Below are 15,794 nucleotides of genomic sequence, written 5' to 3' on the forward strand. Positions count from 1 at the left end.
CTATGGTATATGGTTTGTATAAAAATTAGTGGAATTGCCTCAAATAGCTTGTTTAAGCTTGCTTTCTACAACTCCGTGGTGATGTAATTACAGCACCTTTTCTGGGTTTCAAAAAATGGTTTTTCTATGGTATATGGTTTAATTGTATTATTATGTATTTAATAGTAGTGTACATTGAATGGTTATATGTATCACAAAGTACTATATAATTTTATTTAATTACAAGCTTTTGAAAAAAATAATTACATATCCTTGCAAAAAACTTTTTAATTCACGTATAAAAAACAATACACAATGGAGATTTTAATCAGGACTGTATGATGCTTGAGTTTTAGTATTGTATAATGGCAGGTAATCTGGGAAGAGATGTGGAAACCTAAAAACTGAAATATTATGAGTAAAAACAATGAAGAAAACCTAAGAGCTTTTTATCAGAAATTGCTAGAGATTAAAGACAAAGAAGCACAAAAATCGTTGAGCCAGCAGGAACTCAAAGAAATAGCCTTTGACCTGGGCTTTTCAGAAGATGAATGGCATTTGGTAGAGCAAAAAGTAGAAGGATACCTCAAAAATGGGCAGAGTTTTTTAAGCTTCAAAAACTGGAAAGACGCCATCCAACAGTTTGAACAAGCGCTTCATCTCAGCCCCAACAACCTGGCGGCTATTTATGGGCTGGCAATTGCCTATCATTCTATGCATCACGAATACCCCCATGAAAAATACAAAGAAAAAGCCATCGAGTATGCCCGTATCAGGTTAGTAAACGAGCCTGGGCACGAGCCTTCTATTCGCATTATCAGTGAGCTTCAAAAGCCCTCACAGACCAAAACTGTGACCGCCTCGCCTCGCCCACAAACGCCCGCAGCCAATGTTGGCAGTAAACGCGCTTCTATCATATTACTGGCAATAGTGCTTAGTGTGTTTATAGCAGGTGCCCTTGTCTTTTTTTCAGTTCAACGAGCCTCAGACGAAGATAACGTATACAAGACAGAAAAACACCTGCCAAAGGCAGAAACCTCTGCGTCTTGGTCTGAGAATGTGACCCCTACCAATAGAAATCGCAATAATGTACCAGTAAAGTTTGTACAATCATCCTGGAGCAAAGGTTTTAAACTTGCGCGTATAGAAGAATCTAAATTAAGACCTTCCCGCCAAAGGCTTTCTTACAAGCTATCGGGTGCTTTGTTGATTACTGGCAACCTTCCTATAGAAGAACTTAAACTAAAAGTAGAGTTTGTTACCCCTGAGGGTAAAGTAGGACTGGCTGAGTATGTGTCGGTAGTAAAAAAATACCAGCCCAATGCCATCAAAGGTGACTATGTGCCGTTTTACCTGTCGAAATACAGTAAAAGCTATGCTGCAAATGATTTAAGCGAAGTACGCTTGTTGGTGCATTCTGTCAAGTATGGCTCATGGAAAAAGCCTACCCACCGCCCTGTACCTACTGTGTGGGCTTATGATCGCCCGGAAGGGATAAAAATAGATGTATTGGAGCGTGCACAACAAGTAAGAGGTTATGCCAAATCTACATCTCATAAGGTAGAAGTAAACTTTATTAACAAGAGCGCTGAGTCGTTGCAACGTTTTAAGGTAGAAGCTCAGTGGTTGAATCACAACGATGAAATTGTTCACTCGGTTACTCGTACGTTGGTGTTCCCACATCAAGCCGACTGGTACCCCAATCACAATCGTCTACATCGTTTTCATGCGTACATCAAAAACCTCACCCCTAGAGAAATCAAAGGCTATAGAATCAACATCATAGAGGCTAGTACCAAATAGGGATGGTTTAAGTAATCGTTGCCCGTGAAGCCCAAGTCATTGTAAAGATGATTTGGGCTTTTGTTGTATCTATGTACTTATTTTGACCGAATAATTCAAAACCGTACACTAATTTTTCACTACTAATCCTTGTGTAGAGTTTAATTTTATCAGTCTCAAAAGTGCTTGAAAAACAGCGTCTTTAATTTCCGCCTTAGTTTGTGGGCGTTAAGAAATTACCTTCGGTGAGCTCAGCACAGCGAAGCTGTAGCTATAGGTTTGAGCAATGAAGCCGTAAAACCGAGGCTGCAGCTTTGCTGCGCCGAGCTCTGCGTAAGCTAAACAGATCACTGACTGAGGAACGAGGGAACGTTTGAGCTGTTTAGCCGAAAAGGCAGAGCTTGCCCTTACGGGCTGCGGTTCGGCGTAATGAAACAAATTTTAGCCAAGCAAACTACAGCGGTGGCTTTTTTTGGTTCGTTTTTTTAGCTAAAGAAAATCCATGATCCCGAACTTGATTCGGGGAAATGAACGGATGCCTGAGGGAAACGAAACCAGGTTTTATTCTACAACTCAGCAGATTAGTAGCTATTTTTATGCGGTAAAACTATCAAAAAAATCAAGGCTTATCTGCTATAAAAAAGTGTACGGTTTCAAAACCGAATAAAAAAAACTAAGGAATGGTGTAAAAATAAAGTTCTATAGTCAATAGTCCATAGTATTTAGTCGATAGTCCATAGCTGATTCGAGTAAATGTTCACCTTGTTAAATGCTGTAAACCAGTATTTTATATTAAGATTGCGTACTCACTTTATTTTTAAAAGTGTTTCGGTTTTATGCCTAAACACCCTATTAAATAGTTTTTAAATTCATAAATGACTGATAACCGAGCCTTTGGCGAGCTCAACGAAGTTAAACAGCAAACAACTTTGACTAAAATCACTGCGGAGTATTGATAGTTTAACAAAATATTTTGTTGGCAGGAGAGGCAATATCCAGTGGATGTTGAGCCAGCCCTGCGGGACGGCGGTATAGCAGCGCTACGGCAAGTTTTTTTTAACGAATTCTGTCAGCGAAAGATGACGTTAAAAATGTAAATTTATTTTTGACGTATTACTAAGAAGGGCTTTCCCACGATTTTTGATAACTTGTGATGTTATTTTACAATAGCCCGCAGCATTTAGTCTATAGCACCCACAGGGGCAAGTCCCTAGTGCACTGGGGATTAAATAAATGCGCTATTTATTCGAGGGTATTTTGTTTGCTGACGCACTTCAAAAAGTGCGCAGAGTTAGTTTACAATTCCGATGTATATCGGAACCGGAGCTACGCAAACTTTTTTAAGTAAAGTCAGCGGGCTAAAGACTCCGAATAACCGAGCCTATTTCTAAATCCCGATTCATTTCATCGGGGCAGCTCTGCTGTGGCGAGCTCTGCGAAGCTAATGTAGTAGGAATTTAGTTTCCAGTGCACTAGATGCCGATATACATCGGTATCTAAGGACTTATAGCTAATTACTTATTTCTTCACAAACAAAAACGCTGACGTTTGCTTAAAGATAAATGCCTCAGAATGAGTTCTGATCATAAGGTTAATTCATTATTTACTAGATAAAATATATGGCTTTTGAAGTAGTAGAACACAAATTGGTAAGCAAAACGGGTAATTTCTTTACCTGTGAAGATCAAATTGTAGCAACTGATTACCACGCTGCTGTGATAGATGGTGCCACTAGTAAACTAGCCACAACATATCAGGGAAAAACTACAGGGCGTTTTGCGGCAGAAATACTAAAAAACGCCATTGCCAGGTTTCCGGTGCAAGCCACTTTCGACGAAGCAGTAGATTTGCTTACTTATGCATTAGCCAAACACTACCACCAAAACAATGAGTATGACTATCTAAAAGCACATCCCCTTGAACGTCCTACTGCTTCGGTAGTTATTTACTCAGATTATCAGCGCGAGGTTTGGGTCATTGGCGACTGTAGGTGTATGATAGACAAAAAAGTATACAACCACCGTCGAAGATCAGAGGAAGTAATTGCCCGGATGAGGGCGTTGTACCTGGAGATTGCCTTACAGCGGGGGGCTTCGCTGGCATCGTTGCAACACCGCGATGTTGGCAGAGAGTACATTTTACCTTTGTTGAAGGGGCAGGTGGCTTTTCAGAATTCTCACAGCAATCATCCTTATGGCTATAGTGCCATAGATGGTTTTCCAGTGGTAGATAAGCACCTTTCGGTGATACCAGTAGATGGTGACGACGTGTCTATAGTATTGGCAAGCGATGGATACCCGGTGTTGTACCGCACTTTAGAGCAAAGCGAGAACTACCTGTATGCAGCACTTAAAAAAGACCCTTTGTGTTTTAGAGAGTTTCAAAACACCAAAGGAGTAATGAAAGGCAATATATCGTTTGACGATCGAGCTTATGTACGCTTAAACACCGATTAAGTCTATGTTAAAACAAATTACACCATTGTTCGAAGCGCTTTCTACCGATGATAAGCAATTGGTAAGGGCTAAAAAATTTGAGGCAGTTGCTACCCCAATAGATTTGTATGAACAACTGGCTGGAGTACATCAATATGCCAAAAAAATAGACAAATTTCGTCCAAGCAAAAAGGAATTAAAGAAAAGGGCGATCAGGGAGTTTATCCCATTTATGCTCTTAACGCCATTTTTGATCTTTACATTGGTTCCTTCGTTGATGTTGGTCTTTACGTATAAGAAGCCTTACCCTATGTGGATGCTATTAGTATCGCTAGGGCTATTTAGCTTGTTTGGGGTGCTATGGTTAATTTTAACTTTTATTCCAAATAAGCGTAGGCGAAAAGTACGTATAGAGTTGGACGCTTTTGAGTTTTTGATGCCCTTATTGTTATTAATTCAAGAAGAGCTCAAGCCAGGCGAAAAGTTGCATTTAAAACTAAATTTGCACAAAAGCAGTGAACGTAGATTTCGTTACACAACTCGAAAAAACTATCTAATCATGCCTCATCGTTTGATGTTGAGGTGGATTCCGTTAGCTTTATTAGTCTATGGGTTGGCAAGAGTACTTGGTATAATACCTGCCCTTTTTCACGATGGAATACTTGTAGGAGTCGTGCTTATGGTGATCGTGTTGTTTCCATTGCTGATTTCCTTAGCAGGGACATTGTTTGGCAAGAGCCCCAAGGTAAAAACTGTGTTGGGACAAGCCCCAAAAATAGACCTCAAGGCACGACTTGCTGACGGCACCTTGCTACAGGTAAGCGTTGCCCAGGTGACAATGTTGACGACCAGCGTAAAGAAAAAAATTAAATTGAAGCACTTTACGATTTCCAAAACCAAAAAGAAACATAAAACCAAGACAGTGACTACCGTCAAAATGGCTTTTCCACAAAGGCAGTACCCCTTAAGCAAAGAGGCTTTTATGCACAGGTTTAGAAAAAAACCGCGAATATCGAACAGAACCATTGCCAAAATGAAGCGCAAACCAGGAGATAAACGCAATGCAGTGATATATACCGATGTGATCATTAATCAGGGGCAAGACCACCATTCATTGTTTTATACGATGCCTGATTTTGACTGGTTTGCCAAGTTGATACTGAAAGGAGGCTACCATCCGCTTAGAGGAATTACACAAGCTAAAGCAAAAACGCAAAGTGTTTCGTTGGATGTCGATAGAGATAACCTGACTACCATTGGTGGCATAGGGCGTGCCACTGAAGCCAAGCTATACGATGCAGGAGTTTTTACTTTTGCCCAATTGGCAAGTATGAGTAAAGTGGAGTTTCAGGCGTTGCTCAAAAAAGTAGACATTAGTCCCAAACAAGCCAACGACTGGCAAAAACAAGCCAAAGAGTTGATGTAGTTTTTAAACGTGAAATCAGCCTTGGTTTGCAATTATAACCTTGGGAATGGTGTAAAAATAAATTTCTATAGTTTAATAAAATATTTTGTTGCTAGACGAGGCAAAAAATCGGCTAATAGCATCGCTATTCGGCTATTTTTTAACAAAGTATAGCCTCAAAAGATGAGGTTAAGAATGTAAATTTATTTTGGTACCATTCCTTCATCAAAATGTGCTTATTAATAACTTACGACTATGAAAAATCTACTTACCTTATGTCTACTGATACTCGTGTATACTACTCAGGCTCAAATTGCCAAAATATCGACAACTGGGAAATACTATTTTGTAGATTTGGAAGGCAAGCAAATCAAAAAATTAGGTAGCTGGAAATATGCCAAAAGCATGGACATATATACTGGGTGGATGCAGGTAAAAGATTCAAATGGCGTGAAGTTTTTGTTAGACAAGACTGGCAAAACCTATAAGGTAGCTTATCAGTTAAAAGACATTCAATCTGACACTCAAGCCCTGGATTTAAGCCAACAATCACTGACTAGCTTGCCAGCAGAAGTTTTGCAAGCAACTCAATTAAAAGTATTATTGTTGCATTCTACAGGTTTAGAGGCATTGCCCCAAACCATTGCTCAACTCACCAATTTGGAATGTCTAAACTTACGTGGCAATGATTTGACTGAACTGCCTGCGATTATAGGCAAGTTTACTCATTTGAAAAAACTAGATTTAGAAAGCAATGAATTGACTAGGTTGCCTGTGACTATAGGTAAACTTACAAAGCTGGAAAGTTTAAATCTAAACTATAATTACTTGATGCAATTGCCCTCCTCTATTGGCAAGCTCATCAATTTGAAAAAACTAGAGATACAAGATAATCAGGCGCAATTAGACAAACTGCCTTCTTCAATGGGTAAACTTACGAGTCTACTACGTTGATTTGGACGGAAACCTGGTTAAAAACTGCTAATTTGGGCAAGCTGACTAATTTAAAGACATTGAGCTAAGTGGTAATCCTCTTCACCGATTGCCTCCTACTATAGGAAAATTGGTAAATCTACAAGCCTTGCACTTAAGAGACACTGACCTGGATCAATTGCCTGCTGCTATAGGTAAGCTCAAAAACTTGCAATGGCTAGATGTAAGGGGTGCTTCATTGACTCAGTTGCCCTCCTCGTTTGTCCAATTGAAAAAGCTCACCAGGTTAAACTTAAGCGCTAACAAATTTAGTACATTGCCCTTAGAAGTTGTTCAATTGACAGGGTTGACCAGGTTAAACATAGGAGCCAATGATTTGAGCCAATTGCCTACTTCATTTGTTCAACTCTCCAAGTTGACAAGGTTGGCGCTGGATAGGAACTATTTTAAAAGCTTTCCTCCTGAGTTGACCCAATTAAAAAAACTACAAAAATTAGATTTGAGCGGTAACCAACTTACCCGGTTATCTGCTACCATTGTTCGACTCAAAGAGTTGCGCTACCTGTCTTTAGACAGAAACCAACTGAAGGAACTACCCTCCAACATTACCCAATTGAGTAAGTTGACTAGGTTGCACCTTACGAGCAACCCTATTTCTCGAAATACCCGGCAAAAAATAAAACAATCATTACCCAATTGCAAAATCCAGTTTTGAGTACCTTAGTACAAGCCGACGTTACATCCTGATTGTGAAGCTTGTAAGGCTTTGACCAGTACCAATTATTTACTATTTTGATGTCTTTACCTGCAACTCTCTCTTTAGATTACCTGAACGATACAAAAAAACAGGCGAACTAAAGCAAGATACTGGAGATAGTTGTTAAATTTGATGCTGAATTATCGCTGAAAACTAAGGTATGAAGAAGTTTTTGAAAGAGAAGATTTTGGATAAATACCCCAAAAGGGTAGTATATGGAGCAGGAGCAGGGTTAGCCATTTTGCTGATTGTTTTGATATTGGTATGGTTGAGCAGTGGACGACGCAAGCCAAGTGCTTTGACTATGATGCCCAACAATCCGGTATTTGTGTTTGAAACCAACAACGTGTTGAACCTTTTCAAAGAGGTAGAGGCAAACCCCATGTGGAGCAACCTGGTGCAAACCGATTATTTCAACACGGTAGCGTCTCGTACCCAATACTTTATCGAAATTCTATCTAAAAACCCCAAAGGAGTTTCGTTGTTGGCAAATCGTACAATCACCGCCAGCGTACACGTAACCTCCAAAGAAGATTTTGGCACTTTGTTTTTTGTGCCAGTGCCCACCTCTATGGACACCCAATACTTAAGTGAGGTACTGTCTTACTTTCGTGCCAAATCTGAATTCCAGTTTTCTGAGCGTACTTTCAAAGATTTTAAGATTTACGAAGCCAAGCAAAAAGGCACCACCAGTATTTTTTCTTTTGTGATATACAAAGGATTCTTCATGGGGAGCTACAGCTCCATTCTTATAGATGACGTAGTGCGGCATGCGTCATCGGGCGAAAGCGCATACCGGGTAACCGAAGTAAAACGAGACTGGAAAGACCTTGCTTTTTGGAAAAACAGCCACCTGCGCATGCACGTAAACCCTGAGCAGTTGCCTCAATTTGTGGCGTCAACCAGTAACGAAAACCTGGTGCCTTTCTTTAAACCTCTGAAAAAATTTGCTGAGTCGGCGTTGTATGGTACCCACCTTGACAACAGCCAGATGGCTTTTACCGGACTCACCCTTACCAATCCCGGCGAAGAAGGGGAGTTTATGAATGTGTTTGCCAAACAAAAAGCACACCCTTTTCAGTTGAAAAACTACATCCCCAACAATACCGCCATTATGTATCACCTTACTTTTGCCGACCGCGAAAAGTTTGTGAAAAACGTAAAAGAATATTGGGAAAAACAAGACGAGGCTTTTGTGCAGAAGCAACGCGATATAGAAAGTAAAAACGGGATAAAATTTGCAGATTTTTATAAGTTTCTGGACAAAGAAATAGGTTTTGCTGTGTTGGAAATGGGCGAAGAACAGCGCGAAACCCACAAATTGTTGTTTATGCGTACCAATGGTTTGGTAGGGGCGTTGAATGTGCTCAAGCAGATGGGTAAAAAAGTAGCGGATAAAATGGGGCAAACTCTGCAAATTCAAAAGTACGGCAAAGCCGAAATAGGCGAAATTCCTTTGAGCGAGTTTCCAGCTGCCATGTTGGGCAATACCTTTCAAGGGTTTGAGCGTTGCTACTTTAGTTATGTAGGCAATGCAGTAGTGCTGGCCAATGACATAGCCATTATACGTAACTTGTTAGACGACGTTCAACGCAACGATGTGTGGGGCAAAACTACCCGTTATAAACTCATGCTGTCAAAAATAAAGCAAACGTCGAACCTTACCTTTTTGGTAAACATCCCCAAGGCGTGGAAAATTATGTACAAAAACGCCTCGCCTAATTGGAAAAAACTCATGAGCCAGTACGAAGCCCAAATCAAGTATTTTCAGTGGCTTACTGCACAGTTTCATTACGAAGGCGAACAGTTTCAGTCACAGTTGAGGCTCAAGTTTACGGGAGGGCAAATGGATGAAAAAGTAGACAAGAGTTACCACCCACTGGTAAGTGCTACTTTAAGAACGGGTATTTATACGCCGCCTTACTTAATGAAAAATCACCGGAAGAAAGGCGTCACCGAAATACTGGTGCAAGACTATGAAAACAGGTTGCACCTGATCTCAGAAACAGGCAAATCCTTGTGGCAACTGCGAATGTATTCACCTTTGCGAAGTGTACCCGTACAAATAGACCGTTACCGTAATAAGAAACTTCAATATGCATTTATTACCAATCGTCATATCAACTTGATAGACCGGGTAGGACGTCCGGTAAAAAAATTCCCGATTCGTATCCGGGACTCTATCCGTTTGCATACCATGTCGGTACTGGAGTTTGGGCGACGCAATTACCGTTTTTTGGTGACAGACATACACGGCAAAGCCCGTATTTATAACCATGAAGGACAGTTGATTTATGGTTGGAAGTCGAAAAACCTGGGAAGTAAACTGGCGGCACCTGCCCAACAGGTAAAAGCAGGCAAAAGCTACCTCATGTTTTTGCTCGAAAATGGTTTTGTCTATGCTTACGATCGTCGTGGTAAAAAGAAACCAGGGTTTCCGCTGAGCCTTCAGATCAAGACCAGCAACCCAATGGTGGTAGACAAAAAAACACTGACTTTTACGTGTTTGTCAGACATTGGTCAACTTATCTCGTTTGACATAAACGGCGACATTGTAAGCAAGAAAAACTTGCCTAAGCCTTACCCCAATGCCAAGTTTAAGCTATGTGTCGACAAAAAAACCAACGACTGGATTATCATGGTAGATGGCGGAAGTAAAATTATTGCTCTCGACAAAGAGGGAAGAAAACTATTTGAAAAAGACTTTAAAGATCGGAAAAGTTTTTCTTTTCGGTACTTCAATTTAGATACTGACAAACGCTACATAGCAGTCACCAGCAAAATGGAAGCAAAAACCCATATATTAGATTATGGTGGAAAAAGTTTGGCAGAGCCCCTCAACAGTACCAAAGATGTAGTGTTAAAGCTTGACCCTAATGCCAATCGATTGATTATCTATCGTTGCTACAGTCAGTTTGCAGGAAGCTATGCTTTAGACCTGGAGTAAGGGAAAGACATACAGATGAATTTTTATTGAGTTGAATTAAAAAGTGGGCTAAATGTCCACTTTTTTTATAGTAGATACTCCATGTCGGTGTTGGGTAAAACGCAAAAAAAATCCGCTCTGTGTTTTAAAACAGAACGGAAGTCCCTTGTTAGTTGGAAACTAAGTGTCTTCATCTAATTTCCGGCTGCAAAAGTAATAGATAAAATAGTATCTTTCAAAAAATTAATAAAATATTAACAAAACATTGCTTCAGCTATATTGTTAATGTGGCGTTAAACCTGAACAAAGTATTGGGTATTTGCTCATTTTTAGCTTATTTCGTAGTGTGAATAAACGCCAAAAACATATCGCCAAACGATTTATTAAAAAGTCGGTAGCTTGCTTACTGGCTATTTTGGTGTTGACAAGCTCGGCTGGGGTGCCCCTTTACAAGCAAACCTGTTTGATGATGGATGGTGCCGAAATACTCACTTTGTTCCAACCAGCCCATAGTTGCCCCAAACCTACGCCTAAGGTCACTAAGCATTGCCACCAAAAAGCCGCAAACCAGGCAAAAGTGGCGTTACAAACCAAACTGCTACACGTTAAACCCTCTCAATGCTGCAACTCAAACATTGAGTGTTGCGACTTGAGCGTAGATTTTATCAAGGCAGACATGCAAAGTGGCACCTGGCAAACCATTTCTCTCAAGGTCAATCTTTCGGCCGTTTTATTTCCCTACACTTTAGACTACCTACAGTGGCAGCCAGTGTTATATACACCTGCCAAATACTATTATACCGATACTTCCCCGCCATTGCCTGGCAAACACTTAATTATTCAAAAACAAAGTTTTCTTCTATAAGTTTTTTGTGCGGCACACCGTCAGCACATTCCCTTCTGTTGATACCCATTTATCAATTTTGCGTGGTTTATAGTATGCTATATACCACCAAGTTGTCTGGGTTTTCTCATCATCAATATACCATTTCATATCAGCCCTTGGCTACCCCATCAATTGTCGTTTCAAGACAAAAACAAATGGAGGGAGTAAAAGGCAGGTGTGAGCATATTCTTATAGAAAAGACATTGAAACAATGAATATAAAAAAAAGCATTGCATTATTTATAATGAGCCTTGGAACAGGCCTGGGTCTTGTTCAGGCACAACAAGGCAGTATAAAGGGCAAAGTAGTAGAAAAAGCTCAGGGCAAAGAGCAAGCCTTGGTAGGCGCCAGTGTATATTGGGCAAATACTACTACAGGGGTCAGCACCAACGCCCAGGGCACTTTTACATTGGCAAAAGTAAGCACTACTCAACAATTGGTAGTGAGCTACACCGGTTATCGCAACGATACCATTGAGGTAGCCAACCGCAATGAAATAAAAGTAGTGTTGCAAACCCTCAACGAACTGGAAACAGTAGTTGTAAAGTCAGAAAAGGACATCGATTTCAACCCCATCAAATCGGAGTTGATCACTGCCAAAGACTTGCGCAAGGCGGCTTGTTGCAACTTGTCCGAAAGCTTTGAAACCAACCCATCGATAGATGTAACCAATACCGATGCTGTCACAGGTACCCGGCGCATCCGAATGTTAGGGCTAGACGGGGTGTACTCTCAGATATTGGTTGAAAATATGCCCTCAGTTCGTGGGTTGGCATCTCGTACCGGGCTCAAATTTATCCCTGGTACCTGGATCAAGTCTATTGCGATTAATAAAGGAGCAGGCTCGGTAGTCAATGGTTATGAGTCGGTTACCGGGCAAATCAATGTAACCCTTGCCCAGCCCAACAACAGCGAGCCTTTATTGGTAAACCTATACGGCAATGGAGCCGGCAGGGTAGAGGCAAATATAAACACTGCCCATACACTTGGTAAAGACAGCCGCTGGAGCACTGCTCTGTTGTTGCATGGGCATAATACCAGCCAAGGCGTAGACCGTAACAATGACGGTTTTTTTGACATCCCGCAAGGAAATATGATGACAGTGATGAACCGTTGGAAGTATAAAGGAGACGTGTTGAGGGCTCAGTTTGGCGTCAAAGCAGTGTATGTAGATAAGTTTACCGGGCAAGCTACTTTTAATCAGTCTCAGGAGCGCACCACCGCTTTGCCCTATGGCATTGGTTTTAATACCCGTCGTTTGGAAGGGTTCGCTAAGTTTGGCATATTACCGCCTAACCACCCCAACCAGAGTTTAGGCATTATAGTATCAGGCATTCACCATGAAGATAATTCTTTTTGGGGAGTCAATGATTTTAATGCTGTTCAGGACAACTTATCAGTCAATGCAATTTTCCAAACCCAAGTCAACCCTCAAAACAGGTTTAGCCTGGGAGCAAGCTACTTGTTTGATCGTTACGACCAAAACTACGAGCAGCAACACCCTACCAGCCAAACCTTTGTTTGGAACCGAACCGAGTCGGTACCTGGCATATTTGCCGAGTATACCTTTGAACCCAACGATCAATGGGCGCTAGTGACCGGAGTACGAAACGATTTTCATAATTTGTATGGCAACGTATTTACTCCGCGTATGCACCTCAAATACAGTATGACCCCTACCTCTATAATAAGGGTTTCGGGGGGCAGAGGGTTTCGGGTAGCAAACATCATCCCCGAAAACTTTGGGTACATGATAAGTTCACGCAACCTGCAGGTAGCCAATGACCTACAGCCCGAAGTAGCCTGGAACTATGGCATTAGCTGGACGCAAGAGGTGCAACTAGGCAAAACCAAAGGTAAGATTACGGCAGACTTTTACCGTACCGATTTCGAAAATCAAATAGTAGCCGACCTGGATGCCAGTGCCAGTGCCATTTCTTTTTATAACCTGGAGGGCAGAGCTTTTGCCAATAGTTTTCAGTTGGGGCTAGAGTATGAGCCTTTCAAAAGGTTTGATGTAAGTGTGGCTTACAAATATTATGATGTACAGTCTACCACTAACAATACCTTGCAACAACAGCCTTTTATTGCCCAAAACCGTTTCTTTTTGAATTTGGCGTATGCCACAAGGTTCGAAAAGTGGTCGTTTGATTTTACCACTCAATGGTTTGGCGCCAAACGTTTGCCCAATACCACGGGCAAACCCGAAGCGTTTAGATTGGCGCAGAACACCCCAAGTTTTTTCTTGTTGAACGCCCAGGTTACCCGTAATTTCAGAAATTGGTCTTTGTATGTAGGCAGTGAAAACCTGACCAACTTTCGTCAGGACACTCCCATTATAGATCCTTCTAACCCTTTCGGGAGTCAGTTTGATGCCGGGCTGGTTTGGGCACCTGTATTGGGCAGAATGGTGTATGCAGGTTTACGGTTTTTTATCAAATAAATAGGCGATAATTATAGTTTGTTTTTTAACAATACTTGTTACAGTATGGGACAAGGCAATAGAGAACAATGTTTAAAATATACCTTCAGGCTTCAAAATAGATGAAGAAGCTGTTGAAAATAAGAATAACTGATTTTTAATTAACCAACCAAAATAGAGCAAATATGAAAAAAATACTGTGCATAGCATTTATGTTATTTGGAATGATTCAGTTGAGCCAGGCACAAAAGAAAGATTGGGCATTGGGGTTGCGTGTGGGCGAACCTACGGGCTTGAATATTAAAAAATACTTAGGTGGTAAAAACGCCCTGGAGTTTAATATTGGTTCGAATGGCTGGGGTTATTCTCGCGGGCGTAGATACTGGAAAGGAGAGTTTCGCCGTAGTTTGGTAATAGGAGCCAACTATCTTTGGCAGCTAAGCGCTGGCAATACCCAAGGGCTGGACTTGTACTTTGGTTTTGGGGGGCAGTTGAGCTCTCGTCGCTATTGGGACAGAGACATTAACCGCGAAGAAAATGCCTTGGGGGTAGGAGTCACTGGAGTGTTTGGTCTGGAATATTTTATTTCCGCTAGTCCTGTGTCTATTTTCCTTGATTTTGGTCCATACATTGAACTTGCACCAGCTGCGGGCTGGGCTTGGATTGATGCTGCCCTCGGGGTAAGGTTCAACTTGTAAAAGCAACGTTAATTTTAGTAAATAACATATTTTTAATATAAAAGTAGCCAGGCATATGGGTATCGAAAGGCTTGCTGCTACTTAACAAACACACATACTTATGAAAAATAATAAACTGATTTGGTTAAGTTTTATTTTTGTGTTGGGCTTTGTTGTACAGGCACAAGCACAAAAAACAAAAAAACGTAAAAAAGTAGCTACTCTTTCCATCAAAACTTCGGCGCAATGTGGCATGTGCAAAGATCGTATCGAGAAGGCAATGGCTTATGAAAGAGGCGTGAAAAAAGCGGTGTTAGATGTAGAGTCAAAAATGTTGACGGTTACTTATAAAACCCGCAAAACTAATCCCGACAAACTACGCAAGGCAGTGTCTAACGTGGGGTATGATGCTGACAAAGTAATTGCTGAGCAAAAAGCTTATAACAAACTACCCGCTTGTTGTCAAAAAGGAGGACACGACAACTAATTATTAAATTTACCCCTGTTTTTTAGAGCAGAAGCGGCACCCGTGTAGCAACGAGTGCCGCTTTATTTTTGTCCTTGTTTATATGCAAGCCAAATTATAGTAGAAGTAGTGGTCTGTCCACTTCTTAAGTGCTTAACATTAGAAAACACCTGAGTTTTTGGCTGGTTATTTTAATAAATTTGAGTATTTTGTAATAACTTATGTCAAAGGAGCTACTCAATTAGTTGGTTTTTGGCTGATCTTCTGTATTTTACCTCCAACTTAATAAATAGAATAACTATGGTACAGTATTCAGCGGAGTTAACCTCAAAGCTACTCGAAGAGGAAGAGTTTTACATGATGGTGATAGATGATGATGACATCAACTGTATGATTATTAATGAGTTGCTGAAAAATTGGTCGTTACACACTGTATTTGTAAACTCTGCCGAAGAAGCTATCGAAAAAATATCCCAAGCCCCACAAAGCATTGACCTGGTGTTGATGGATATACACCTACCCAATATAAGCGGAATAGAAGCCACTCAGCTTTTAAGGCAGCAGTATGCGTTGACTGTGCCAATAATTGCGCTTACCGCTGATGCTATGAAAGGTACCAGAACAAGTATGATGGAGGCAGGAATGGATGATGTGTTGTTGAAACCTCTAAAACCAACTACTTTTCATCAAACAGTAGGGTACTATATTCAACAAAGACTAAATGACAGAAAAATAAATACGAACTAAATAATACCAATGTCTAGAGATAAATCACTGATAGAATCGTTGGCAGAAATGGGGCAAGATGACCCTGAGTTTCGCAAAGAAATGGATGCCCTGTTTATAGAAACCCTTGACGAGTTTTTGGAAGCTTACAAGAAGGGAATACAACAAGCCAGCCCGGAACAACTGAGTTTTGCTATTCATAAAATAAAGTTTGCGGTAAAAATGTATGCCATAGAAGATATGTACAAAGCCGCAGAGCAAGGTCGACAACTCGTGGCAAGCACTGTTTACACCCCTCAGCAATTGGCCCAATGTCTGGACGAGGTAAATACCCTTTGCATGCTGCATCGGCATAAAATTGCGCAGAGGTTGTCACCTTAAGGTAAGGCGTGGGGTGATG

Annotated in this window: 12 protein-coding genes; all 12 read left to right on the forward strand. The window is 40.9% G+C overall.

Annotated features, from left to right (window positions below; genetic code table 11):
- Positions 1-393: 393 nt before the first annotated feature.
- The 12 genes from M23134_RS22515 (at position 394) to M23134_RS22570 (ending at position 15,775) form a co-directional block, all read left to right on the forward strand.
- Positions 394-1,782 (forward strand): tetratricopeptide repeat protein, encoded by a 1,389-nt coding sequence (locus tag M23134_RS22515; protein ID WP_004156384.1) that lies wholly within the window; start codon positions 394-396, stop codon positions 1,780-1,782.
- A gap of 1,598 nt (positions 1,783-3,380) precedes the next feature.
- Positions 3,381-4,217: a hypothetical protein gene (locus tag M23134_RS22520; protein WP_004156387.1), complete on the forward strand. Its 837-nt coding sequence runs from the start codon at positions 3,381-3,383 to the stop codon at positions 4,215-4,217.
- Positions 4,218-4,221: 4 nt separating this feature from the next.
- The gene (locus M23134_RS22525; protein ID WP_004156389.1) at positions 4,222-5,622 is read left to right on the forward strand and encodes a helix-hairpin-helix domain-containing protein; all 1,401 of its coding nucleotides are present in this window, start codon (positions 4,222-4,224) and stop codon (positions 5,620-5,622) included.
- A 234-nt stretch (positions 5,623-5,856) separates the two neighbouring features.
- Positions 5,857-6,555 carry a leucine-rich repeat domain-containing protein gene (locus tag M23134_RS40570; RefSeq protein ID WP_004156391.1) on the forward strand — a complete coding sequence of 233 codons (699 nt, stop codon included), beginning with the start codon at positions 5,857-5,859 and terminating at the stop codon, positions 6,553-6,555.
- A 109-nt stretch (positions 6,556-6,664) separates the two neighbouring features.
- Positions 6,665-7,249, forward strand: coding sequence for a leucine-rich repeat domain-containing protein (locus M23134_RS40575; protein ID WP_449406413.1), 585 nt, complete (start codon positions 6,665-6,667; stop codon positions 7,247-7,249).
- A 202-nt stretch (positions 7,250-7,451) separates the two neighbouring features.
- Complete coding sequence (locus M23134_RS22540) at positions 7,452-10,238, forward strand: DUF3352 domain-containing protein (RefSeq protein ID WP_004156394.1); 2,787 nt, start codon at positions 7,452-7,454, stop codon at positions 10,236-10,238.
- Between the two features lie 325 nt (positions 10,239-10,563).
- Positions 10,564-11,082, forward strand: coding sequence for a hypothetical protein (locus M23134_RS22545; protein ID WP_004156395.1), 519 nt, complete (start codon positions 10,564-10,566; stop codon positions 11,080-11,082).
- Positions 11,083-11,314: 232 nt separating this feature from the next.
- A complete protein-coding gene (locus tag M23134_RS22550) occupies positions 11,315-13,546 on the forward strand; it encodes a TonB-dependent receptor (protein ID WP_004156397.1) in 2,232 nt (743 codons plus the stop codon).
- Between the two features lie 164 nt (positions 13,547-13,710).
- Positions 13,711-14,223, forward strand: a complete 513-nt coding sequence (locus M23134_RS22555; RefSeq protein WP_004156398.1) for a hypothetical protein — start codon at positions 13,711-13,713, stop codon at positions 14,221-14,223.
- Between the two features lie 100 nt (positions 14,224-14,323).
- The gene (locus tag M23134_RS22560; RefSeq protein ID WP_004156399.1) at positions 14,324-14,689 is read left to right on the forward strand and encodes a heavy-metal-associated domain-containing protein; all 366 of its coding nucleotides are present in this window, start codon (positions 14,324-14,326) and stop codon (positions 14,687-14,689) included.
- 279 nt (positions 14,690-14,968) lie between these two features.
- Positions 14,969-15,415 carry a response regulator gene (locus M23134_RS22565; protein WP_045114123.1) on the forward strand — a complete coding sequence of 149 codons (447 nt, stop codon included), beginning with the start codon at positions 14,969-14,971 and terminating at the stop codon, positions 15,413-15,415.
- A 9-nt stretch (positions 15,416-15,424) separates the two neighbouring features.
- Positions 15,425-15,775, forward strand: a complete 351-nt coding sequence (locus tag M23134_RS22570; RefSeq protein WP_004156402.1) for a hypothetical protein — start codon at positions 15,425-15,427, stop codon at positions 15,773-15,775.
- Positions 15,776-15,794: the final 19 nt, after the last annotated feature.

The organism is Microscilla marina ATCC 23134, from assembly GCF_000169175.1.
Classification (GTDB): Bacteria; Bacteroidota; Bacteroidia; order Cytophagales; family Microscillaceae; genus Microscilla; species Microscilla marina.